This is a genomic window from Bacillus sp. UNC322MFChir4.1 (genome assembly GCF_000746135.1).
Taxonomy (GTDB): domain Bacteria; phylum Bacillota; class Bacilli; order Bacillales; family Bacillaceae_G; genus Bacillus_A.
In genome coordinates, this window is record NZ_JQKQ01000010.1 from 124,728 (window position 1) to 148,053 (window position 23,326).

General features: G+C 34.0%; 23 protein-coding genes and 1 pseudogene. 11 read left to right on the forward strand and 13 right to left on the reverse strand.

Features of this window, described 5'->3' with window-relative positions; translation table 11 throughout:
• Nucleotides 1–208 precede the first annotated feature (208 nt).
• From cspD to BR72_RS03690, 4 genes are all read left to right on the forward strand, one after another.
• Nucleotides 209–412: a cold-shock protein CspD gene (gene cspD / locus BR72_RS03675; protein WP_000176366.1), complete on the forward strand. Its 204-nt coding sequence runs from the start codon at nt 209–211 to the stop codon at nt 410–412.
• 87 nt (nt 413–499) lie between these two features.
• Entirely contained in the window at nt 500–685 is a 186-nt protein-coding gene (locus BR72_RS03680; RefSeq protein ID WP_020061359.1) for a cold-shock protein, read from the forward strand.
• 248 nt (nt 686–933) lie between these two features.
• Nucleotides 934–1,671 carry a ZIP family metal transporter gene (locus tag BR72_RS03685; RefSeq protein ID WP_156107892.1) on the forward strand — a complete coding sequence of 246 codons (738 nt, stop codon included), beginning with the start codon at nt 934–936 and terminating at the stop codon, nt 1,669–1,671.
• An 82-nt stretch (nt 1,672–1,753) separates the two neighbouring features.
• Nucleotides 1,754–3,454: a pyruvate oxidase gene (locus tag BR72_RS03690; RefSeq protein ID WP_035430213.1), complete on the forward strand. Its 1,701-nt coding sequence runs from the start codon at nt 1,754–1,756 to the stop codon at nt 3,452–3,454.
• Nucleotides 3,455–3,680: 226 nt separating this feature from the next.
• Here the strand turns inward: BR72_RS03690 and BR72_RS03695 are convergent, their stop codons facing one another.
• The 7 genes from BR72_RS03695 to BR72_RS03725 all read right to left on the reverse strand — a co-directional run bounded on the left by BR72_RS03695 (nt 3,681) and on the right by BR72_RS03725 (nt 10,559).
• On the reverse strand, nt 3,681–4,088 hold the full coding sequence (locus BR72_RS03695; RefSeq protein WP_035430215.1) for an NUDIX hydrolase: 408 nt from the start codon (nt 4,086–4,088) through the stop codon (nt 3,681–3,683).
• A 34-nt stretch (nt 4,089–4,122) separates the two neighbouring features.
• On the reverse strand, nt 4,123–4,755 hold the full coding sequence (locus BR72_RS03700) for a YdbC family protein (RefSeq protein WP_035430218.1): 633 nt from the start codon (nt 4,753–4,755) through the stop codon (nt 4,123–4,125).
• A gap of 626 nt (nt 4,756–5,381) precedes the next feature.
• On the reverse strand, nt 5,382–7,385 hold the full coding sequence (locus tag BR72_RS03705) for a serine hydrolase domain-containing protein (protein WP_035430225.1): 2,004 nt from the start codon (nt 7,383–7,385) through the stop codon (nt 5,382–5,384).
• Between the two features lie 333 nt (nt 7,386–7,718).
• Nucleotides 7,719–8,000, reverse strand: coding sequence for a hypothetical protein (locus tag BR72_RS03710; RefSeq protein ID WP_035430425.1), 282 nt, complete (start codon nt 7,998–8,000; stop codon nt 7,719–7,721).
• A 7-nt stretch (nt 8,001–8,007) separates the two neighbouring features.
• On the reverse strand, nt 8,008–8,577 hold the full coding sequence (locus BR72_RS03715) for a MarR family winged helix-turn-helix transcriptional regulator (RefSeq protein ID WP_035430227.1): 570 nt from the start codon (nt 8,575–8,577) through the stop codon (nt 8,008–8,010).
• A gap of 142 nt (nt 8,578–8,719) precedes the next feature.
• Complete coding sequence (locus BR72_RS03720) at nt 8,720–9,772, reverse strand: metallophosphoesterase (RefSeq protein ID WP_051957216.1); 1,053 nt, start codon at nt 9,770–9,772, stop codon at nt 8,720–8,722.
• A 250-nt stretch (nt 9,773–10,022) separates the two neighbouring features.
• Nucleotides 10,023–10,559, reverse strand: coding sequence for a DinB family protein (locus tag BR72_RS03725; protein ID WP_035430234.1), 537 nt, complete (start codon nt 10,557–10,559; stop codon nt 10,023–10,025).
• A gap of 648 nt (nt 10,560–11,207) precedes the next feature.
• Here BR72_RS03725 and BR72_RS03730 point away from each other — a divergent pair.
• From BR72_RS03730 to BR72_RS03740, 3 genes and pseudogenes are all read left to right on the forward strand, one after another.
• Entirely contained in the window at nt 11,208–11,762 is a 555-nt protein-coding gene (locus tag BR72_RS03730) for a GNAT family N-acetyltransferase (RefSeq protein ID WP_035430235.1), read from the forward strand.
• A gap of 40 nt (nt 11,763–11,802) precedes the next feature.
• Nucleotides 11,803–12,325 (forward strand): annotated as a pseudogene (locus BR72_RS27425) (transposase).
• A 325-nt stretch (nt 12,326–12,650) separates the two neighbouring features.
• Entirely contained in the window at nt 12,651–12,953 is a 303-nt protein-coding gene (locus BR72_RS03740) for a contact-dependent growth inhibition system immunity protein (protein ID WP_035430237.1), read from the forward strand.
• A gap of 127 nt (nt 12,954–13,080) precedes the next feature.
• On the opposite strand, the gene BR72_RS03745 is transcribed toward BR72_RS03740, so the two are convergent.
• Nucleotides 13,081–13,815, reverse strand: a complete 735-nt coding sequence (locus BR72_RS03745; RefSeq protein WP_035430238.1) for a MerR family transcriptional regulator — start codon at nt 13,813–13,815, stop codon at nt 13,081–13,083.
• 566 nt (nt 13,816–14,381) lie between these two features.
• Between BR72_RS03745 and BR72_RS03750 the strand changes: the two genes are divergently transcribed.
• From BR72_RS03750 to BR72_RS03760, 3 genes are all read left to right on the forward strand, one after another.
• Nucleotides 14,382–14,678 carry a hypothetical protein gene (locus BR72_RS03750; protein ID WP_035430426.1) on the forward strand — a complete coding sequence of 99 codons (297 nt, stop codon included), beginning with the start codon at nt 14,382–14,384 and terminating at the stop codon, nt 14,676–14,678.
• Nucleotides 14,679–14,964: 286 nt separating this feature from the next.
• Nucleotides 14,965–15,312, forward strand: a complete 348-nt coding sequence (locus BR72_RS03755) for a hypothetical protein (protein WP_035430239.1) — start codon at nt 14,965–14,967, stop codon at nt 15,310–15,312.
• A 318-nt stretch (nt 15,313–15,630) separates the two neighbouring features.
• The gene (locus tag BR72_RS03760) at nt 15,631–15,969 is read left to right on the forward strand and encodes a DUF5376 family protein (protein WP_035430240.1); all 339 of its coding nucleotides are present in this window, start codon (nt 15,631–15,633) and stop codon (nt 15,967–15,969) included.
• Nucleotides 15,970–16,249: 280 nt separating this feature from the next.
• Here the strand turns inward: BR72_RS03760 and BR72_RS03765 are convergent, their stop codons facing one another.
• The 5 genes from BR72_RS03765 to BR72_RS03785 form a co-directional block, all read right to left on the reverse strand.
• On the reverse strand, nt 16,250–16,555 hold the full coding sequence (locus BR72_RS03765) for a hypothetical protein (protein ID WP_035430243.1): 306 nt from the start codon (nt 16,553–16,555) through the stop codon (nt 16,250–16,252).
• Between the two features lie 211 nt (nt 16,556–16,766).
• The gene (locus BR72_RS03770) at nt 16,767–19,856 is read right to left on the reverse strand and encodes an AAA family ATPase (protein WP_035430246.1); all 3,090 of its coding nucleotides are present in this window, start codon (nt 19,854–19,856) and stop codon (nt 16,767–16,769) included.
• Nucleotides 19,853–21,010 carry an exonuclease SbcCD subunit D gene (locus BR72_RS03775; protein WP_035430248.1) on the reverse strand — a complete coding sequence of 386 codons (1,158 nt, stop codon included), beginning with the start codon at nt 21,008–21,010 and terminating at the stop codon, nt 19,853–19,855. Before BR72_RS03775 ends, BR72_RS03770 begins: the two co-directional genes overlap by 4 nt.
• Before the next feature lie 22 nt (nt 21,011–21,032).
• On the reverse strand, nt 21,033–21,272 hold the full coding sequence (locus tag BR72_RS03780; protein ID WP_035430256.1) for a DUF2584 family protein: 240 nt from the start codon (nt 21,270–21,272) through the stop codon (nt 21,033–21,035).
• Between the two features lie 278 nt (nt 21,273–21,550).
• Entirely contained in the window at nt 21,551–21,811 is a 261-nt protein-coding gene (locus tag BR72_RS03785) for a hypothetical protein (protein WP_035430258.1), read from the reverse strand.
• Between the two features lie 445 nt (nt 21,812–22,256).
• Here BR72_RS03785 and BR72_RS03790 point away from each other — a divergent pair, with 445 nt between their 5' ends.
• The gene (locus BR72_RS03790) at nt 22,257–23,312 is read left to right on the forward strand and encodes an enoyl-CoA hydratase/isomerase family protein (protein WP_035430260.1); all 1,056 of its coding nucleotides are present in this window, start codon (nt 22,257–22,259) and stop codon (nt 23,310–23,312) included.
• Nucleotides 23,313–23,326: the final 14 nt, after the last annotated feature.

The following is a 23,326-nucleotide window of genomic DNA, read 5'->3' on the forward strand; positions in this document are numbered from 1 at the left end:
TTGCCATCACTTGCAATATTTCTCATTTCATTGTAGAATGAGATCATAGAATGCAATATGCAAGCAAATCCACTTCACATATTATCAAGCATCAATAGGGATGATATGCGTTCCTTATGGGTTTTTGATAATATGTGAATTTTTATTTTTTTAGAAATAAGACGGATCATATTACATTTATTTTTTTTATTTTTAGGAGGCATTTACCATGACATTAACAGGTAAAGTAAAATGGTTTAACAGCGAAAAAGGTTTCGGATTCATCGAAGTTGCAGACGGAAACGACGTATTCGTTCACTTCTCAGCTATCACTGGCGACGGCTTCAAATCTCTTGACGAAGGTCAAGAAGTAAGCTTCGAAGTTGAAGAAGGCAACCGCGGACCTCAAGCTAAAAACGTTGTAAAGCTATAATTTAGACAATAAAAAGGTTGTTAACACGAACGGTTAACAACCTTTTTAATTATATAAACACTTATTTCACATAAAAGGAGTGGTCTCATGTATCGTAATAAAAAGAATGACGTTGCAGAAGTAGCACCGGAAGAAATCCCAGTATGGGAATGTGAGTCAGAAGAATGCTTAGGGTGGATGCGAAAAAACTTCGCATTTGAAGAACACCCAAAATGCCCTTTATGTGGAAGTGAAATGAAAAGCGGAGAACGTTTATTGCCTCGATTGGGATAAAATATTTGTAAGCACCTTGCGGAATATTCTCTGCAAGGTTTTTTTATGCCTTCATGTTTGACCTCAAATCTATATGAATCACTCCTCTCCTTCAATTTTGGGACTAACCTCTTCTTGATGATAATAAGTTGTTATAAAGTAAACTTTTTATAAGTTGAACAGTCAAACACTTTGTCAGAAGCTAGCCTCACATTATTTTTTTAAAACCTTAAATTAAGAGCGATTCTCTTAAAATTTGAGAGATAACAATGGAGTGTGATTTTATGGAGTTATTTCCGATAATTGTTACGTTTTTTTCATTTGGAGGATTGTTATTAGGGGGAATTGTTGGCCTTGCAACTAAACGGATAATTGAAAAACAAACATATCGTTTATATGCTCTTTGCGGCGGTATTCTACTTGGATTATTACTATTAGACATCATTCCAGAAACATTTTCGAGTTATGAAATAACCGGTCCCCTCCTCGGTATTACTATTGGAATTTTAATGATGTGTTTAATAGATCACTCCTGTCATCGTTTTGTGATACATTATAACGATCAGCAAACATGGCAAACTTTTTTATTTCTTTCCTTCGCAATTTTTATTCACAATCTGCCCAGTGGTTTTGCGTTAGGAACTGCTTTTACAACGCATCATGAATCAACTCTTTCTTTTCTACTAGCCATTATTATTCATCATGTTCCCGAGGGCCTTGCCTTAATTATCTCTTTCCTATTTACAGAGCATAAATATATATCTTTTATCTTAATCATCCTCTTTTTATCAATCATTCTTGGTTTAAGCACTGCGTTTGGTATGATTATTAACAGCAAAACGATTCATTTACCAGGCTTAATAATGGGAAGTGCTATCGGTTCTTTAGGGTATGTAACAATCCATGAAATGCTTTGGAAAGCAAAAAAACACTTATCATTATTCTCCTTTCTCTCTTGGATTTTTGTTGGATGTTTACTAATTATCCCTTTTATAAAGCATCATTAATAAAGAACATCCCTTACTGCTAGTATATTTTACCTTTTTCTCCAAAACATAATCTTATCTCACTATGTAAGGAGGAAGTTCCATGTTTCAAAAAACCGCTGGCGAAACACTGGTAGATTTATTAATCGAATGGGGCGTCGATCACATATATGGCATGCCCGGTGATTCCATTAATTCTATTATCGAGCCGCTTCGTAAAGCGCAAGATAAAATTAAATTTATTCAAGTTCGTCACGAAGAAGCTGGCGCTTTAGCAGCTGCTTCTTATGCAAAGTTAACTGGAAAACTCGGCGTATGTATGGCAATCGCTGGGCCAGGTGCCATACATTTACTTAACGGATTATACGATGCCAAATTAGATCAAGCACCTGTCCTTGCTATTACTGGTCAAATTGAGTCAGATTTAATTGGAACAGGGTTTTTTCAAGAAATAAATTTAGAAAGAATGTTTGATGATGTCGCCGTTTATAACCAACGAATCATGTCAGCGGAACAACTTCCCGCTGTTGTCAATCAAGCAATTCGCATGGCTTATACTAAAAAAGGTGTATCCGTTCTTACCATTCCAGATGATATTCAAAAATTTGAAGTAGATGCCAAAGCACGGATTACAACACCTGCTTTTACGATGCCAGAGTTATTCCCTCGGCAGCATGATTTAGAAAAAGCAATATCTGCATTAAATGAAGCAAAAAAAACCGTTATTCTAGCAGGAAAAGGCGCAAGAGATGCGAAGGAACCTTTACTTGCTTTTGCCGAGCATATAGGAGCGCCTATTGTATTAACACTTCCAGCTAAAGGAGTGATTCCAGATGAGCATCCTCTTTGCATTGGAGGATTAGGCTTAATTGGGACAAAACCGGCATATGAAGCAATGCAACATGCAGATACACTCATTATGGTCGGTACCTCTTACCCATTCACAGGTTTCTTACCAGAAAAGGCCAAAACGCTTCATATCGACACAGATCCAGCACAAATCGGCAAACGTTACCAAACAGATATCGGACTTGCTGGTGATGCAGCTAACACTTTAAAATGGCTCACACAAAATATTGAAAAACATACTGATCACTCATTTTTACAACACCATCAAGAACTAATGAGGAAATGGGAAGAAAAACTGCACAATCAAGAAAACGACACTTCTGTTCCAATTAAACCTCAAAGAGTAATGCACGCACTGCGGCAAGTTGCCCATGATGATGCTATTTTATCTGTAGATGTAGGGAATGTAACGGTTTGGACGGCACGTCATTTTCGTATGACAAATCAACGTTTTATTTTATCAAGCTGGTTAGCAACACTTGGTTGCGGTCTTCCTGGAGCAATCGCTGGACAGATTGCTTACCCAAATAAACAAGTTTTCGCAATTTGCGGCGATGGTGGATTTGGGATGACGATGAACGACTTTGTAACAGCTGTAAAATATAAACTCCCAATTATTGTAGTCGTATTAAATAACCATAAAATCGCTATGATTAAATTTGAACAAGAAGTAATGGGGAATATTGAATTTGGGACAGAACTTACCAATCCAAATTTCGCAAAATACGCTGAAATTTGCGGTGGAGTCGGTTACCGCGTTGAAAAACCTGAGGAATTGATGCCTGCTTTTGAACAAGCTGTAAAACAAAACAGGCCATGTATTATCGACGTTCTCGTTGATGTCACCGAAGCTCCTATGCCTGCAAAAATTACGTTTGCCCAAGCAGCTGGCTATACAAAACACATGCTGAAAGAACTATTTGAAGAAGGAAAAATTGATTTACCGCCTTTATAAAGTGAAACTTTAATCAGTGGGGGGTTTTCTTCATCCCCCACTGATTATTAGTTGAACCAATCGGGCTTTTACGGGCAGTTTATCTCCCGCCTAACTTCTTTGCTTTTGCTGAATTTTGAGGCGGGAGTATTACTGCCCGTTAATGCGGGATAAAAACACAAGGCTACGACAGTAGGTATACTTTAATAGCTACTGTCGTAGCCAAAAATAAAATTTCTCGATTATCTTAAAAAGTCACCATAAACGGTTGATTCTCTTCATCTAAACAATGTAAAATACGCTCTTTGAAATTTTTCCATGTTACCATCTGCAGCGCCTCTTCAATTGAAAAATACCCAACTTCTAAACTTTCACTACTTGTTGTAAATTGTCCTCCGATTGGCTTCCCTAAAAATAAATGACTACAAATACACTGTGAAACATTTTGATACGCTCCGCAGTATTTCACAATTTCAATATCAATGCCAGTCTCCTCTTTCGCTTCTCGAATAGCACCTGTTGGAATCGCTTCTCCCTCTTCCACTTGACCACCGGGAATTTCCCAGCCCCGCTTTGGACTTTTTAAAAGTAAAATTTCGTTTTTATCATTTAACACGACAGTTGCAGCACATACAATATGTTTCGGATAAGGCATACCTACTTCCTCCTTTAGACAATTTGCTAACATTCTACTTACAATGAACAGGTAATACAGCCCAAGAATTAACAAGTGTTGTCTGTTTACCTTCTATATGTAACACTTGCTGAGATAGATTTGCTGTATGTAGTAATTGCGGAAATATTTCTTTCACATAATGTCGATGTGCTGCTTCGTCTTTCCATAAAGATAAAACAATGTAACGATTAGAAGAAAGAGATCTTCCAACAACGCCGCCCATCATCCCTTCTGCTCTTTCCATTCCTGGATTCCAAACCGTTTCTTGCATATGTAAAAATTGCTTTTCACTCTCTTGTTTCACATCACAAATTGCGATTCGTAAAAAGGAACTGTGTGCTAATGCTTCAACAAATGGAGTCTCCGACATATCAAATAAAGATTGATATAATTCTGTTTCACATGATGTATACGTACTCTCTTGGTTGTTATCATTAAAAATCTTATCGTGTGATTCATTCATAAAGCTTTGATACATTTTCATATTTTCCCATAAACTAACTATACAAGCCTCTGATTCATCCCATCCCCCGATTTGCCCGTAAAAACCATCTAAAGCATTCAACTCGCCCCATTGTTCTTGAGCCGCTGAAAATAATTCCTTTTTTTCGTCGCTAACTTTACAAATAATCGATTTAATTAGCATACATATTTCCCCCTTTATTTTCCTTTAAAATTAAAGCCATATACTTTAATTTTAAAGGAAATTAATAGAAATATCAAAATCTTAAGAAAAATAATATTATAAAAGGAAATACATTTCTTTTTTATTTGTTATTTTGAAATAAAGTTTGATTACTTTACTATTTTAGATACAGTATAAATATTTTTATGTAATAAGCCTTGCCGCACAGTGAATCCACTATCGATTCATTTTTCAAGCACTTCTGCAGTTATATTTTTTATGATAAACTCTATAACCTAATGAACTTTCTTCTATTTCCACATCATTTCCCATGATTTTAAAAATTTCTTCTAATACAGTCTTTCTTCAAAGCTACACATTGAAAAATGTACTGCAGAACAACTTCACAATATGCAATAGAATATAATGGAATATGTTAAATCTATTGGTGGTTTACCAAAAAAACATTTAGAAATTATCGGAAAAAGAGACTGGTTACCCCCATTCCATTATGTTTATGAAGTATATTAACATTCTCTTGTAACGCCTACACTTAGCGTTGGAATTTTCCATAAAGAAAAGGCACTTTTTTATAAGTGCCTTTCTCCTAGACTACGTTTTTTTTGTTAATCTATATTTGAAGCAAATTAACTAGATAACATAACATAAAATAACAAAGCAGCTGCCTCTTGTCGTTTCATTATTTGTTTCGATAAATAATCTGCTGATCCATCTGCATTATATATGACCTCAGGTCCAACTAAACGATGACCTACAATGTTTTTGACAGACTCTATTGCCCAATCATCCGTTTCTCCCTTTAGAGTAGCGTCTGCAGGTGGCGCTTCTATCATTTTTAAATAATGCCACGCAATCCATGCTGCTTCTTGTCTAGTAATAGCGCGATCTGGATAAAATTGTTCCCCTTCTTTTTCGTATAAAATACCAAGTTCATATAACTTTTGAATATGAGATGCATACTGATGGTCCTTTACATCAGAAAATACAGGGTCTTTTTTTGAAGGCGGTGTAAAGTAAGCAATTTGAGATAACCAATATGAAAATTCTCCACGTGTAAGAGGGGCTTCAGGAACAAAATTCCCCTCCTTATTTGCTTTTAATATCTCATATTGGTGTAAAGGATCTATAACTTTAGCATATGGATGATTTGCCTCTACATCTTGAAATCTCTTAGGCTCACTTAATTTCACCGCTGAACTACCAGAGTTCCAGTGTATCATTTCTTTTACAGTGCCATCTGAATGAAGTTTAAACGCCATATAATTACCTTTTTCATCTTCAAATAGTAAAGGATCTATTTGTTTTAGTTCCTGTTTACCATATCTTTTATCACTTACAAATAACTTTCCTTCACTTATTTTTACATGTGTAATAAGATTTTTCACCCGCAAATCACGGTAAACACCTTCAAATTTCTTTAACTCTTCTTCACTAGGTTTTAAATACTCTGGCTTCGTTCTGTCTGGAAAATAGTGATTCATAAATTCATCAAATAATTCATAAGGAAGTGATGAGCCATCTTTATTCGTAACAACAAAAACACCTATTTTATGTTCAGGAATTAACCACATTAAAGAAGAAAACCCTGGTATATTTCCACCTTTTCCAAAAACATATTGACCATTATGACTTTGCGGTGAAAAGAATTCAAATCCATATGCCATATTTGGATATTTTGGGTGTAACGCAAATTTTGTTTTTTGCATATCTTGAACAGTTTCTTTTTTTAGTATTTGTTTATTTTTAAATTTACCACCATTCAATTGAGCAATCATAAAATTGGCCACGTCACTTCCTGTAGAAAACATACTCCCTTGTGGCATGTCCGTCGGTCTTGTTTCATAAAATGGGATGGCATCACCTTTTTTATTGTATCCTGTTGCAAGCTTATCTTTGATAAAATTAGTCATAACAAAACTACTATTTTGCATCTCTAAAGGGTAAAAAATATTTGAAGCCATATATTTATAAAAAGGTGTGTTTGTCAAGTTTTGAACAATATATCCTTGAAGCATAGAAGCAAAATTATCATATGTATACGTATCTCCTGGTTTTCTCACTACTGTGGGCATATTTTCTTCTACATAATCTTTAAGTTTTGTATAGTCATTAATTTGAAAATGAATATCCTCCGGTCTAGGATCCACGTAATCAAAACCTGTTGTATGGGTGAGTAAATGTTTCATTGTAACTGGTTCACCCATGTTATTTTGGTACTTTAATCCTCCCATATAATTTACTATATCACTATTTAAATCGATTTTTCCTTGTTCAACTAACTGCATTACAGCACTGGCAGTAAAAACCTTTGATACTGACGCTAATCGAAAAACTGTTTTTTTGGGATCAATGGGAATATTCTGTTCTTTATTGGAAAAACCGTACCCTTTTTGAAATAGAATTTGATCATCTTTGACAACTACAATAGCTACACCAGGTGCATTTTCAGCTTTCATTTTCTCTGGAATTATTTTATTTGTGAAAGCTTCTACATCTTTAGCATGTAATGCTATAGAAGAAATTGTTTCAGCCTTTACATTATTACTACCCAAAAAGACTAAAAAGAAACATAGACTTAAAACTAATAAACTTCGAAAATGATTTATAACTCTATTACTTCTTCTTTCCAAATTAATTCCCCCTTTAAAACTAGATTTATTGATTATTTTCTCAGTATGCTAAACATTGATTCTGACAGCACAACCATATTCTACCATTCATTACATTATATTTCCAATTTTATGTATATTTTGTAATTTTATACTCCTGTAGCTTTATAAAAAAGTTTGATCAAAAACATCTCGAAAAGCGACTATCTTTCATTTTCTTTTCAATAGAGTTTACTATTTTTCTCTTAGACAAAAAAATCACCTCTTAAGATAACGATCTCTCACTAGGTGATTTTTATCAGGATTTTTTAATTATCAATCTTTTTTTATAAAGCTACATTATTATCCATTAAACTATTTTTTGATATAACTAATACTGAATAATACAGCATTACTTAAAATACTTACTACACCTATCCAAAATAGCCAATGTGTTGCGGTCAGCCAAGAAGCCGCCATGATAAGTAGTGCAGTAGCAATGGATACACAATAGCCTATCCGGTTTAATTTCTTGTTACGGTGAAACTTGTCCTTTGCCTGAGAAATAGATTGCTGGACTGTATTCTTTACATAATAGACTTTTTCTTTCATCTTATTCTCAGTCTCTTTTGCTTTCTGATAAATGACATTACTCATATAAACTTTACTCATCATTCCGTCCCCCATATCGGCGTCTTGAAAACTCAGCCAAGATTTTTTCTTGATCGTTCAACTGCATCTGCTCATCAACTTCGAGATTGGCCTGTTCTTCAAAACCATCTTGTTCTTCCCCGTCGAAACGATATAGCTTTTGTAATAATCTCCAAAACGTTTCAATTTCATCTGTTGTGAAATCATGAAACATATCCGCTAAGAAATAAGTGGACTTTTCAGAACAAGCAATTAACGCTTTTTTTCCTTCAGGAGTAATCACGATATTAATCGAACGTTTATCTATTTTACTCGGCACGGTTTTAACAAACCCTTTTTTTACAAGACCTGTAATTAACTTATTTGCGGTCTGCTTTGTTGTACCTATCTTTTTAGCAATATTAATAAGTGTAGTGCTTTCGATTGGCAAATGTGCAATCGCAATAAGAGCCATGTGTTGCCGGGAAGTTAGTATCTCTAAATACTCGTCCCCACGCGTTTGAACCTTATTGACAACTGAAAATAAAGTTGCGTAACTTTGCTGCATAACATGCAGTTCTTTCATTAATTGATTTATATCCATATGTAGCTCCCCTTTGTATTTGTCACCATGCTGACAAATACAGAATACCACGTTCCTGAAAAACATGTCAACATGGTGACGAATGAAAACTAATTTACTTATTACATAAAAAAAGTAGCAAAGGTGTCTTACCCCTTGCTACTTAATCAAATGTAAGTTCTATTTGAATAATCTCTGATCGGCTGCCAAGTCTTAACGGTGGTCCCCAAAAACCAAATCCAGAAGAAACAATTGCATGAAATAAATCTTTCTGTACATATCCCCAATCTAATTCATACATTCTTCTTGTAATGATATGATTTGGTGCCATTTGTCCTCTATGCGTATGTCCGGACAATAATACATCAACACCTGATGCTTCAGCTTGCTTTAACTCAAATGGCTGATGATCCATTGCAATGACAGGAAGACTCTTATCCACAGTGCTCATTAATTCCTCAAAACTTTTACGATCTCGGTCCGTCTTATCTTTTCTCCCTACAATAAAAAAACAATCTTCAATTTTCACAACTTCATCTAATAATATATTTACATCAATTTTATTCATTTCTTGCAAAAATTCAGGAATCGCCCCGCCGTAATATTCATGATTTCCTAGCACACCATATACACCAAGCGGAGCATGCATTTGTTTCATCACTTGTCCCATATTCTTTTTTATAAAGTACTCTGGATGATCGTCAATAATATCTCCAGGTAAAAGTATAATATCTGGTTTCATATCATTTACATGATGAACCAATCTTTTCAGATGGGACAAGCCAGACAGATTACCAAAATGCATATCTGAAGCCATCGCAATTCGAAGTGTCTTACGGTTACCATTTTTTTTAGGTACATGAATCTCGTACTTTCTTACAACTGGGCTATACGCATTAAATGTTCCATAAACAAAAATAAAAACAAAAGTAATGAGAACGATTGTACCAGTCCAAAAAATAGATTGTTCTTTCGGAAACGATAACCAATTTAAAATTAACACTACTACATCCGCTAGTGGTAATAGTATGAATGCATATTGGATAACCGCAAACCAATAAGAACCAATTGTTCTAAGCGGTGAATCAAACTTGATTATTCGATCTAGAATATACGCGTATGAAAACAGTCCAACTAGAATCGCATAATATCCCCAAGATTGAATATGAAAAGTCGTATGAATCCAAACCCAACCGTTCCAGCCAATGTAAATCATTAACAGCGTATATAAAGTAAATAGAATAAAAATATTTACTACATTTCTCGTTTTCAAAATATACCCCCTCTTTTATATGATCCACTTACATAATGTTACATATTACACTTAATAAAACAAATATCCCTTAAAAACGTTGAGAATTTAATTTTGCCACAAAAATTGTTATAATTCCACTAATACGCCGCAAAAATTAAAAAAGAGATTGATTCATCATTTTTACGAATCAATCTCTTTTTAATTTCATATTTCAACTAGATGGATGATCAGCAGTACTCATATAACGTTCTTTTATAATTTTACGATGATGAAGCTCATGACCAGCAATAATGTATGCCAATGCCCGAATAGTAACTTCAGAGTTATTTGCAGTCCCTCTTTGTAACCAAGCTTCTGCATCTAGGCTTTTTAGTAAGTGCACAGTAGCTTGACGAACAATCGTTAAGTTCGAAAGAAGGTATTCCATAGATTGCTTATCAAATGCAGCCCTAAGAACATACATATCATCGTTGTATCCAGGAAGTGACGTCGTCTCTCCTCTCGCTATCGAAAGAAGTCGATATGCCATAATCCGTTCAGTATCCGCAATATGCCCGATTACTTCTTTTATGCTCCATTTATTAGGTGCATACCGAAAATGTCCTTCACTATCAGAAATATCCTTCAATAAGAGGTTTGTTTCTTTTATTTGCTCTTCTAAAATTTGTATGATATCTCCCTCATGTAATAAGTTTATGTATGTTGCATAATACGGATTATATTCATTTGCTTCTGGTCTCTTTTGCATGTTTACCATCCTTTTTATTTTAGCTTTATCATAAAATATTATCATATTAATCCGAAAAGTTAAAATTCTAAAACAACTACGTTAACACCTTTTTCTTTTTAGGCGGGCGAGAGCATCTGGCCGTGCATAGAAACGATCAGGGCCTCCTGTCACATGCGAAGTTAAAACAAAAGGAGAAAACGAGAGCAGAGTATGTTTTATTCTACAAAGCAGCAGCTTATATATTGAAATTAAAATAGATTTATAAAGAACAATTACCTTTCTCCTCTTCTAATCTTGAAACGAAGCTCATTCACCCTACAAAAAACTTTCTCAACCTCTAACCTATAGACTGCTCAATTATCAGCTGCTAACATAATAGGTGAGCTCCTAACGAGTTTCATTATCTAACGAAAGGACCTGTTTCGGACGCAGATCCTTTTGTTTTTTATTTGATCTACTGAATGATGTTTTCAACAAAGTAAAGCGATTAGAATTTAAGAACATTTATGAGAGTTATATTCCCCCCTATCAATCGGTATCACTTACCGACAGAAAAACAAATGATTTATTAAACAAAAAATTTAACAATTCGTGTTCAATATACAAATAACTACACAAATGGTATAATTTAACTTAACGATATAACTAGAAAGAGATGTGAAGATAATGAAAATATCATATTGGAGCGGAAAAAAAGTACGATTAAGAGCACCTCAAAAAGAGGATATCCATTTATTCGAAAATCTAGATGATTTAATACTCAAAAATCTTGATTCAATTGCTTTCCCACGTACAAAAGAACAAATCGAAGAGTGGATGGGTGACATATCAAAGGGTTCGTCTACTGACTGTGATGATTTTTATTGGATTGCTGAAGATAACAACAAAAACATAATCGGTACAATCGACGTTGCGAATTGCGATTCTAAAAATGGGACATTTGACTACGGCATATCTGTATTCCCTTCTCATAGAGGGAAAGGATACGCGCAAGATATGATTATAACTATACTAAAACATTACTTCTTCGAGCTTAGATATCAAAAAGCGACTATTCAAATCTACTCATTTAATACGGCTTCTATCAACCTTCATCGAAAACTGCAATTTGTAGAGGAAGGCCGCTTAAGAAATATGATGTATACAAACGGGACATTCTATGATGAAATCTATTTTGGAATTACGAAAGACGAGTTTCAAGCGTTATATTTTCCTAAATGAATTTTACTTAATCCCATTATTTTTTACGGAGAGATGAAATTTGAATAAGTTACAAAAATGCTCTAAAGTGTTTATAATGTTTTTTTATCCTTCATATTATATTTCTTATATTTTCTCCGAATAGAATAGTAGGTAGGACTGCCATTCAAAGAGATGATATAAAATTACACGTATACGCACAAGCTACTACAGGAGCACCTCAAAAAATTAGTGAAAGTGATTTAGCTATACTAAAAGAAAAAGTGAAAAATACATATCCGAATGTAGATTCTAGAGACATTGAATTAAAGGGCGACACCCCGTTCCAGCATGTTGCTGATCCAGCGTACATAGGGGATTTTACTGTATATGGAAAAGTTATAGGCACAACTAGAAACGAAACAAGCGGTGAAAATACCGTGGCAGTTTTAAGAGTTTCTTATAGGGACATGCCTATGTTTTGGTACCTATTTCATTATGACTCATACATAACTAAAGTAACGCTATATGTATTACTACCAATTTTTCTGATTGCATTGGTATTTAATATGATTTCTCTCCTAGCTAAAAATAGCTTTGATTAACGTTAAACATAAGCTACTCTACTGCCTCTATTCACAAATGCCGAAAACTAAAAAAGAACACATATTAAACATTGATAATATGTGTTCTTTTCCTTAAACCCAACTTGTGTCCTTTCCTTAACATCTACTTGTCAGTTTTGTGTGACAATCTATTCAATATTTCTTTATAAGTGACTTTTAATTACATTTAACCGAAATATTGTGAGTAAAAAAATAAAACTATAAAAATTATTGTTTTAACGACCAATCTATTATTATTTTTAAAAAAGAGAACCAAAGATGTTTTATTATTACAGGATATCCAGAAAAATAGAGGAGGACTTATATGGAAGATACATATAGCCCTTATGAAGAATTAGGTGATTTTTTAGCAGGAACATTTCACCAAGACATGGAATCACCTGAGGAAGCTCTTAATGAATTTATAATGGAAGTTACTAAAATCTGTATCGAAAACACTAAAAATGATATACTCTCATTTTTAAGCAGTAATTTAACTGATAGTGAAAAAGAGGAATTTATTAAATATAATGCTTATATTTATTTCCCTGCATTAAACTTAACACCTGTAGAATGGCTAAAGCAGACCCTTAAAATACTAAAAGAAGCTATAAAAAGTAAAGAATAAAATTGTACGAAACAAATCCGACTCATATCACATTGAGTCGGATTTACATTTTAATTTATATACTTTGATAAAGAGTTATCCCCAAAAAAGACAGCAAGTGCACTATTCCTGCTGCCTTAAAAAGTATTTATAAATTTTCTGCAACGGCTAGTAAATAATATGATAATCCGATTTGCTGTTTTTCTAACATCTCTCTATGAAAATCATCTTGAAGGAAAAACTTTGTTTGATTCACGTAATCTTCTTTGCTAATTGTATGACCGTTTTTATTTAAAAACTTGAGATGCTGTTTAACGACATCATGTACACTTGAATCGTTATACTTAGCTCCATTTCTTAAGAATCCAGTCATTCTATCTGTGAAATTTTTTGCTTCAATAGCCATCTTATTCATATCATTCACATTGATGGAGTCAGTATTAAGGTCAAAATTATATTTTTCTTGTAAATGTGTTTTCTGCTTTTCAAGAGCATTTTTCCACTCTTCCTCTGTTTCAAATCCATTAAACATTAACTTATTGTCCATATTCTCACCCTTCTTTGTATATTCTAAAGATAATTTTATAGTTTTAATTAGCTGATGATACTTCTCAATTTTCTTTTCAAAAAGCATCATCTGTTTTTCTAAAGTACCGACCCTATTTGATTCTTCGTCTAACAAATTTTTAATTTCTAACAACGGGATATCCAACTCTTTATAAAAAAGAATTTCCTGTAATCTATTTAGTTCTTCTACACCATAATACCGATAGCCTGTTTCACCAATCTCATTGGGAATAAGCAGGCCAATTTTATGATAGTGGTAAAGAGTCTTGATGGAAACGCCTGCTATATGTGATAAATCTTTAACTGTAACTTTCATTATTTCCTCCTTTCAAAACTAACTATGAAGTATTACCTAAGGTTAGAGTCAAGATTTTTTTTAGAAATTTCTTTATACGATTTACTTAATTGTATTGGATATAATATCACGTCTTGGACATTTGAGAATGCAAGAGATTACAACTATGCATACCAGCACTATACCAATACATTGATTGAGGAAGATCACTACTCTAAAGGAACGATTAGTTTAACATTTCGTTTTATCCGGGCATCATTAAAAAGAGCGAACCCACTTAAACTTATAAGAAAAAAACAAATATTGAAACCACTCGATTATTTTGAAATAGACGATATTAGAGAATTATTCGAGATCGTAAAAGAGAAGGACGCCGAGTAAGCGTTCTTTTTATTGGAGAAATTTACCGTAATATTTGTTATACTTAACGTAGGTAAACTACAGGGAGTTTTTCCGAATTGTAAGCGGAAGCAAATCGTACGTAAAGGTACAGAAAAATCACTTGTAGTATCTGTAAAAAGTTAACTTTGATTGAATCACGATAGTGAATTGTAGCTATAGTATTATAAAGTAGGTGCATTATTATGATGATTTTGGATGACACGAATACAATAGGAGCTCTTGCTTTTCTATTTTTTATGATTTATCTTGCAACCGACCCGAGAGACCTAAGTTTACTAGCAATTCCGGCTTACTTCGGTGGAATGTTAGTCACTCACTGGCTTAGTGAAAATGGATTTCAAGATACATATATTTATACGATTTGGATTGTAATCTACTCCCTTGTAATGATTTATCTTATCATCGCTTCAATTCGTCTAGGTATAAAAAACGTAGTCTATATTAAAGAAAAAATAAGAAAACATAGAGCTTTAAGGAAATAACGTAAAAAGAAGCCGCCCTCACAGGCGGTTTTATTTTACTCTTACAGTAACACGGCGACCATATCGTCTAAGACTGCCTCTTTTAGATGTAAAAACACTGTTACCTCTTCTCTCGTCATACCACGAAATTCATGTATACTGTCCAGAACACGTAACCGATAATACATATAAAAGAGTAGGTCTAGATGGTATAGAAATTCTCATGTATATAGATAACAACGGGAAAATTATCTCTGCTTTCCCAAAAGAATAAATTCTATTTTTAATATAAGGGAGTATAATAGAAATGAAATATAAATATACTTTTGAAGTGCTTGATAATGAAATATTAATCATGAGGGTACCAAAGGAAATTAAACTTGTTGGAACCTTTTTATATGTTGAAGTTTCTGCATTTGGAGATTGGATTTTAGAAGAGATACATAGTGTTTTAAACGGGGAAAAAGATTATGAAGAAGTAAATGGCAACATTTGTGGTTTAGAAATTCGAAGAGATACAACTACTATCCTAGACAATTTAGCTGAAGATGGTAAAGGTGAATTTTGTGAGATAGAAACGATTGAATTAGTACATTTAATTAATATTTGGCTGGACAAACAAAAAGAGTTTAAAAAAGAGAAAACACAGGAATAAAATAATAAATAAGGCTGACTTCTGCATGAAGTCAGCCTTATTTATTACTTCACATACCACCTACTATCTATAGCACGGATTTTCCAGACACCTGGCGAACCAAAATCTCGAAAACCTCCCCCGCCCCTAATAAAAATAGCCGGTATTATTCACCGACTATAATTTAAACGCTCAATTTGTAAAAGGAACTAGAAATACATATATCGGTAAAGCGGCAAACGGAATGCAAATCGAAATGTTTCTTGATAAATCAACTGGTAGGATTATATCAGCATTTCCAATTTATTTATTAATTGACAGAAGAGGTGAAGTTAGTTTATGAAATATGAATATAAAATTTATATATGTTCTTTAAATATCTTAAGAATTGAACTTCCAAAAGAAATTTCTTTAGTTTCGGATTTTTTAGAAGACGATATCCATAGCGAGCATGGTCTACAATATCTTAATAGAGTATTAAATGGCGAAGTTGACCATATTGAAATAGGTGGAAATAGCTGCGATTTGAAAATACAAGCAGATTATACTAAAATTGTTCATCGTTATTATGAAGAAGAAGAGAATACTTGCGAAATTGAAACAATTGAATTAAAGAACTTGATGTTAGTATGGTTAGAAGAGTATGAGAATTACTTACAAAACCTTGATTTCAACTAATGTAAGGTATTTATTAAATCCGACTCAATGTGATACGAGTCGGATTTGTTATTATTTTACACTTGCATACTTCTCACTATTAGTAATATAAAACACATCTCTAGCTAATCTATTCATCATAAGCAACTCAACAACAAACAAAAAACCTTCCTACAAATTAATATGAACTGTACCCCCAATCGTGGACACTTAAGAAAGTCCATGACTCGGGGTACAGTTCACTCGAAAGAGTGTCTTTTTCTTTTGCTTAGACCAAGTTAAAGAATGATATTGATTTTTACTATAATTCTGTATAACCCTTTTCTCCACCTAGAAACTTAAATCTATTCACACCGAATTTTTTAATTATATGTGCTTTCATCGCTTCAAAATCTTCACCAAAAGCAAGAATTGGATTTCTTAAAAAAGACATTTCTTCTTCTCCATCATAAATTCTAGCTTTTATTATTTCTTTGTCAGAGTGAAACAATATATAGATCCCTTTGTAATAATATTCATAGTACCCTTCCTCGTTCTTCTCACTCTTGTCTTCGAACGGAATACATTCAATATAATAAATATTCCCACTAATATTTACCGATTCCATTTGACATTCCTCCCTTTTATAAAATATGTATCATAAATCAGATCAACATCAATATACAGTAAATCCTTTCCATAAAAAAAGACTCTGCAATTTTGCAGAGTCCAAAATTGAAAAATATAAAGATATTTAATATTATCAGAAATCACGGGTGGAATAAGCCTTCTTCCGAAGATACAATACGTGCCGCCCCTGAAAAACCAAACACTTTTATCTATTTCACCACAAACCGCGTCTTACTACATCCATCTTTCTGCTTCATGACTTCAAGCACTGCTGGCATTGCATTCTTCAGTTCTTGTACGTGCGAGATTACACCAATAAATCGCCCTGATTTTTGCAGATCAATTAAAGCATCTACTGCTTTCGTTAATGATTCTTCATCTAATGAACCGAAGCCTTCGTCAATGAACATCGTTTCAATTGAAATACCGCCTTCGTATGATTGGATGATATCGGCCATACCTAGTGCTAGGCAAAGAGATGCGTTAAATTTTTCGCCGCCGGATAATGTTTTTACATCACGTGTTTGCCCTGTATAGGCATCGTAGACATCTAATCCTAAACCGCTTTGTCGATTTCGTTTTTCTACCCGTTCACTTCGTTTTAAGAAAAATTGTCCATTCGATAGTTTTCGAAGTCGTTCATTGGCTACTTGGACAATTTGCTCTAAATATTCTATTAAAATGTAACGCTCAAATGAAATGCGACTTTCATTGTCACCTTTCATCACTTCATATAAATCAACAAGCTCTTGGAATGCTGTTTCTTCTTCATGAATTTGTTCATCGATGCGGCGAATATTTTCATGCAGATCAGAAATATATTCATTCGCACTTTTCGTACGCTGACGTTGTTCTTTTGTAATATCAAGCTGGATTTCTAATTCTTTCAGCTGTTCTTCTATTTGCGTTAACTCTGTCCATTCTTTTCCACGGAGCGTCTCTGTTAATTCTTCAATTTGTTTTGTTAATACTTCAAGCGCCCCGTAATACGATTGAATGTGTTGTTGTAAGTCTGTTCGCTCTGCATCAGATCGTTTAGCTTCTGTGTATGCTTGCTGACTTGCAAAGCCGCTTGCTTCAAGTTCTTTCATGAAACGCTCATATTGTTCGTCTTTTTTTTCTGTTCTTTGTGTAAATTGTTGCTGCGCTGCTTTATATGCTTCTTCCACGCGAATTTTTTCACTCGCACTGCGCTGAAATTCCTCTTGTGCTCTTTGCCACGCTCCTTGCAGGCGGTGCAGTAAAGAAGCTTTTGCTTCATATGCTTGTTGCCACGCTTCTAATGTTTGCATATCTGCTGGAATTTTTTCTTTATCATTTTCATACGCTGTTCGCAGTTGAATCAATTCCATTTCAGAGCGATGTAATTTTTCTTCTACATCACGTTTAGCTCCCTGCAATTTCTCTAATTGTTCGTCTAGCTTTTGCAGCTGTGGTGATAATTGTTTCCGTTCTTCTTCAGTCGCTTTTAACTCATTTACTTCGGCAGCTAGTTGTTTTCCTTGCTGGATTAACGTTTGATACACATCTCCAAGCTCTAGTGCAGCGTATCCACGGTTCTGTACTTCTTTACATAATTCTTCATATTGCCCTTTATAAAAGTTACATTTTTCTTCTATTTGAACGAATTGCTTTTCAGCTTGTGTTTTTTGTTCACGAAGACGATTTAACTGTTCTTCATCAACAGACATTTCTTGTTCAGTCGCTTTATTCGGATGAGCAGTACTACCACAAACCGGGCAAGGTTTTCCATCATGTAAATGAATTGCTAATTGACCAGCTTGTTCGCTTAACCATGATTTCTCTAACGTTTCATACGCTTGCTGAGCAGCATTCATCTGGTCGGAGGTACCCATTCTTTCCTTCTCATACTTTTGCAATTCTTGCCACACTTGGTAAGTATCTTTTAATACTTTTGCATCTTCACGCATACGGCTTAACTGCTCCGCCTTTGTTATATATTGCTCAAGTGCTTGTTCCATTTGTTTTAGCTTACTGGCAAGCTGTTGTTTTTGTGCACTACTGAATTCTTGCTGCTCCTCTAATTTACTTATCTCACGCTTAAATTGCTCCAATTGTTTTTCTGCCGCTGCTAATTTTATTTTTTTATCAGCAAATGTTGCAATTACTTCTTTTAATTCTTCTAACATTTGAATGTTTCGCTTCGTCTCTTCACGGACCGTTTCATTGTTTTTTTCTTGTTCGTACTGCTGCTCCGCACGTTCATAAGCTAATACTAGCTGTTCTTGTTTGCCAGCCATTTGCTTCATATATTGCTCAGCTTGCTCTGCACTTTGAACTGCTTCATCATACCATTGTTCAAACGGTAATAACCGGTGTGCTTGCTCGGCTTTTGTAAATTGTTGTTCTTTCGCTTCAATTGAAGAACGTTCCTGCACTAATGAATCATAACGATTTTGTTTTGTTTGCAAATCTTGTAATCTATCATTCAAAGCTTTCGCTTCATGATAACCAGCTTCTGCCTCTTTTAATTGTTTTAACTGCACTGATTCTTGTTGTTCTAATTGCTTTGCTTGTTTTTCATAAAAATCCATTTCTTGTTGAAGCGCTTCTACTACTTGATGTGTATTCACATGTTCTTGATTTGTTAATATTTCGAGCAGTGTACCATCCCGCACAGGAAGCTTGAAAACATTACGAAAGTACAATTCACGTTCTTTTTGCTTTTCTTGCAAAACATCTTTCCATTCTTTACGCTTTTGATCTAATAACTCTCTCATTAATTTATATCGATCCGTTTTAAAAATACGGCGTAAAATTTCCTCTTTATTTTCTGTTTCAGATGTTAACAGTTTACGAAATTCGCCTTGTGGGAGCATCACAATTTGACTAAATTGATGCTTACTAAGGCCAATTAAATCTTCCACTTTTTTGTTAATATCCGTCACATGGAAGCGATCTACACATGGAATTTGTTCGTCATCTACAACTTCATAAAACTCAATTGCATGGCCCGTAATCGTTTTATTTCCTTGCTTTTTATGACCAAGTTGACGCTTTATACAATAATTTTTTTCTTTCAATTGAAATAATAATTCAACGCTTGTATAAGCGTTGTCATCAGCAAATTGACTACGAAGCATACTCGTATCATTTCGTTCTTCTCCGCTCGCTTCTCCGTACAATGCATAACAAATCGCATCAAAAATCGTTGTTTTTCCTGCACCTGTATTTCCAGAAATCGCAAAGATTCGATGTTCGCCTAGTTCTTCAAAATTAATCGTTTCTTGCTGTTTATATGGACCAAACGCTGTCATAACAAGTTTAATTGGTCTCATGCTCTCTCCCCCTCTCGTTCATGAACTGTTTTTAATACTTCTATGAAGAGACGTTCTTTTTCTTCTGATAACTCCGTCCCTTTCATTTCTTTATAAAAAGCTTTCACAAGAGAAAGATCATCCATTTTATGACGTGAAATAACTGCAATATCTTCATTTACCAATTCTTTTCTTTGTATAACTCGCTCTACATGCATTGCATTTGGATAAACAGAACGAATCTTTTCCATTGGCTGCAATACAGGATTTTCATCCAATAATTTTACAAATACATAATCTTCGCATACAGGATGTTGTAGCAACTCATCAATTTTTGCCTCAACCGTTCTCATTTTCCGCTTTGGTGTTAACGATCGTTTCTCAAGTGTTACTTGCCCTACTTCATTTAATTCAACAATGTAATACCCTTTTTTATGATTCTCTTCTGAAATAGAATAAGCAAGCGGCGAACCTGCATAGCGAATTGTTTCATTTCGTACGTAATGCGCCTGGTGCAAATGGCCAAGCGCTGTGTAATGAAAAGCATCAAAATAATGACTGTTTACATATTCTGCTCCGCCAATAGATAATGGCCGTTCAGCATCACTTGTATTTTCTTCTGCTTCCCCTGCCGATGTGACAAAAGCATGTCCGACAAAAACATGACGCACCTCTTTATCCATACTTTCCGATAACTCATTCATAAAAATACGCATTGCATCGTCATGACTGCGAATGTCATCATTTTTCATGACATGACGAACGATGCTTGGATCAACATATGGGACTAAATGAAAATGTACTTCTCCATAGTCATCATGCATAACAACTGGTTCATATGGATATTGAAATTGTCCGACAATGTGCAAGCCTTGTTTCTTCATTAAACTACTTCCAAAATGAATACGATCTGGACTATCATGATTTCCTGCAATCGCTAGTACTGGTGTTTGTAATTCAATTACAATTTTTTGTAATGTTTCATTTAATAAATCAACCGCCTCTGTCGGCGGAATAGCACGGTCGTATAAATCTCCTGCAATAATGACTGCATCTGGTTTTTCTTCTTTCACTGCTTGTATAAATTGTTCTAAAACATAGCGCTGATCTTCTGTCATATAAACACCATGTACAAGCTTTCCTAAATGCCAATCGGCTGTATGAAAAAATTTCATCTTTTCCTTCCTTTCTTTTCTATTAATTCACAGATTGAAGGGAAATAAGTTGATATAAAAGCGTTGTTCTTCCCTCAGCCCATTCCACTTTCTTGACAACGGCACTTCCAACAAGTTCTTGCCTTGTTTTATACACTGGTAATATTTCATCTACGACAAATAAATGATAGCCTTCTAACATTAACTGAAAAATATTATCTTCTGTATGTAATCGTTTCTCGGTTTCATTTGCAATAATCTTTGTATGCATTTCAAACTTCATGCAAAAACACCCCTTTTTTATGTCTCTATTTTATAGTATAGCGGGCATTACTGATTGACAAGAGAATGAGTAAGAATGGTATGACTTCCCTATTAAAAACTCACTCGGCTTCTGTCACTATTCATTTGTAGTATGAGAAAAGTAGCAACAGAATATAAAGTGAAACTTAATTGTTTTAAATCCTAAAGAGATTTTAAACGGTTAAGTTTTTATTTCTTTTTATTACGGTATGTGAAATTAATTATTACTTTAAAATAAAAGTGCCGTTTACAGCACATTTATTTTTGTAAATAATCCTTCATTACAGCGTACAAAATAATGAATAATAGCACTGTCATAAACAGCCACGAAAGAATTGCAACGTAATTATTTTCAGTTAATGCAAAGCCAATTGCAATTGTTAAAATGAAAATTGGAAATACCATTCGTACTTTATCTTGTATCGTATTTTGCTCTGAATCCTCTTGATGGAAATAAAAAGCTAAACCAACCATAATAGAAGACAAAATAATGACCGATAATAGCAAAGGCCCTGGCATCCCAATCTCCCCTTCCTTTACTTTCTTTGGGTACATGAATGAAAACATTCTATAATTAATAATAAATAAAGCTACAATATCGAAAACTCATTATATCTATTTATTAAAGCCTGTATTATGAAAAATTACAAATCATATGTTTTGTAACAACCGTTGCAAAACATATCAATTCATCATACGAAGATTAATATTCCTTTTTCTTTTATAGAACCCTTCCAAAATATCTCGCCAAAAAATGCATGATTTGTAAAGATCATGTCTATTTTCTACAGTATATTCAGTTGCTCTTCATTTTAATACAAAGAAAGACATGCCCTTATGCAGGATTAATGAAAAAAAACAAGAAGTTTATATAAACACGCACTTTCTCTGTCTTATTACAAAACGTATATTTGCACTGACACAACATGTAAAAACAAACAGAGAATGATAAAGGAGGATATACATGACTGATCAAGTTCTATTTTCAGTTAACAAAAATGGCGTAGCTACCATTACGTTGAATCGCCCCAAAGCATTAAACTCCATTTCTTATGAAATGATAGGACCAATGACGCAAAAATTGAAAGAATGGGAAATAGATGATCATATTCATCTTGTTATTATAAAAGGCGCGGGTACGAAGGGACTTTGTGCCGGCGGTGACATTAAGACTCTTTACGAAGCAAGTTTAGATGACTCTGCCTTGCAAAAAGCAGAGCAATTTTTCGAAGATGAGTTCCAATTAGATTTACTCATTTATAAATTCTCCAAACCAATTCTCGCATGTTTAGATGGTATTGTTATGGGCGGAGGAGTTGGACTCACTTACGGAGCTAGTCATAGAATTGTAACTGAGCGAACAAAATGGGCAATGCCAGAAATGAATATCGGTTTTTTCCCAGATGTCGGATCAGCTTATTTCTTAAATAAAGCGCCGGGCAATACCGGACGTTACTTAGCATTAACTGCTTCTGTCATTAAAGCACCAGATGTACTATATATCAATGCTGCTGACTTTTATTTAACAAGTGAGAACTTAAATGCTTTCCTGAATCACATTGAACAAATAGATTGGCATACAAAATATATACATACAGCATTAACAGAGCTAATCAATGATTATTCAGAACTTCCTGTTAACGAAAGTGAACTTTCGTCATTCCAAACAGAGATTAATAAACACTTTTCTTTTCACACTGTCGAAGAAATTATCCATTCTTTAGAGAAAGATGCGAGCCCTTTTGCAACTCAAACAAAAGAAACAATGCTGTCAAAATCACCATTCTCTTTAAAGATTACATTAAAACAATTTATTGATGGGAAAGAAAAAACTGTAGAAGAGTGCTTTGCTACTGACCTTGTACTCGCTAAAAACTTTCTGAAACATAAGGACTTTTTCGAAGGAATACGCTCTGTTGTCATCGATAAGGACCAAAATCCGCAATATGAATATAAACATTTGGAAGAAGTTTCAGACGAAGTTGTAAATAATTTTTTCCACCTTCAAAGAAATTCATAATAGTAAGTGAAATT

Excerpts from the sequence above, each read along its gene's own strand:
- cspD (WP_000176366.1), top strand. The coding sequence starts at position 209 with ATGACATTAACAGGTAAAGTAAAATGGTTTAACAGCGAAAAAGGTTTC.
- BR72_RS03680 (WP_020061359.1), top strand. The coding sequence starts at position 500 with ATGTATCGTAATAAAAAGAATGACGTTGCAGAAGTAGCACCGGAAGAA.
- BR72_RS03685 (WP_156107892.1), top strand. The coding sequence starts at position 934 with ATGGAGTGTGATTTTATGGAGTTATTTCCGATAATTGTTACGTTTTTT.
- BR72_RS03690 (WP_035430213.1), top strand. The coding sequence starts at position 1,754 with ATGTTTCAAAAAACCGCTGGCGAAACACTGGTAGATTTATTAATCGAA.
- BR72_RS03695 (WP_035430215.1), bottom strand. The coding sequence starts at position 4,088 with ATGCCTTATCCGAAACATATTGTATGTGCTGCAACTGTCGTGTTAAAT.
- BR72_RS03700 (WP_035430218.1), bottom strand. The coding sequence starts at position 4,755 with ATGCTAATTAAATCGATTATTTGTAAAGTTAGCGACGAAAAAAAGGAA.
- BR72_RS03710 (WP_035430425.1), bottom strand. The coding sequence starts at position 8,000 with ATGAGTAATGTCATTTATCAGAAAGCAAAAGAGACTGAGAATAAGATG.
- BR72_RS03715 (WP_035430227.1), bottom strand. The coding sequence starts at position 8,577 with ATGGATATAAATCAATTAATGAAAGAACTGCATGTTATGCAGCAAAGT.
- BR72_RS03720 (WP_051957216.1), bottom strand. The coding sequence starts at position 9,772 with ATGATTTACATTGGCTGGAACGGTTGGGTTTGGATTCATACGACTTTT.
- BR72_RS03725 (WP_035430234.1), bottom strand. The coding sequence starts at position 10,559 with ATGCAAAAGAGACCAGAAGCAAATGAATATAATCCGTATTATGCAACA.
- BR72_RS03730 (WP_035430235.1), top strand. The coding sequence starts at position 11,208 with ATGAAAATATCATATTGGAGCGGAAAAAAAGTACGATTAAGAGCACCT.
- BR72_RS03740 (WP_035430237.1), top strand. The coding sequence starts at position 12,651 with ATGGAAGATACATATAGCCCTTATGAAGAATTAGGTGATTTTTTAGCA.
- BR72_RS03745 (WP_035430238.1), bottom strand. The coding sequence starts at position 13,815 with ATGAAAGTTACAGTTAAAGATTTATCACATATAGCAGGCGTTTCCATC.
- BR72_RS03750 (WP_035430426.1), top strand. The coding sequence starts at position 14,382 with ATGATTTTGGATGACACGAATACAATAGGAGCTCTTGCTTTTCTATTT.
- BR72_RS03755 (WP_035430239.1), top strand. The coding sequence starts at position 14,965 with ATGAAATATAAATATACTTTTGAAGTGCTTGATAATGAAATATTAATC.
- BR72_RS03760 (WP_035430240.1), top strand. The coding sequence starts at position 15,631 with ATGAAATATGAATATAAAATTTATATATGTTCTTTAAATATCTTAAGA.
- BR72_RS03765 (WP_035430243.1), bottom strand. The coding sequence starts at position 16,555 with ATGGAATCGGTAAATATTAGTGGGAATATTTATTATATTGAATGTATT.
- BR72_RS03770 (WP_035430246.1), bottom strand. The coding sequence starts at position 19,856 with ATGAGACCAATTAAACTTGTTATGACAGCGTTTGGTCCATATAAACAG.
- BR72_RS03775 (WP_035430248.1), bottom strand. The coding sequence starts at position 21,010 with ATGAAATTTTTTCATACAGCCGATTGGCATTTAGGAAAGCTTGTACAT.
- BR72_RS03780 (WP_035430256.1), bottom strand. The coding sequence starts at position 21,272 with ATGAAGTTTGAAATGCATACAAAGATTATTGCAAATGAAACCGAGAAA.
- BR72_RS03785 (WP_035430258.1), bottom strand. The coding sequence starts at position 21,811 with ATGCCAGGGCCTTTGCTATTATCGGTCATTATTTTGTCTTCTATTATG.
- BR72_RS03790 (WP_035430260.1), top strand. The coding sequence starts at position 22,257 with ATGACTGATCAAGTTCTATTTTCAGTTAACAAAAATGGCGTAGCTACC.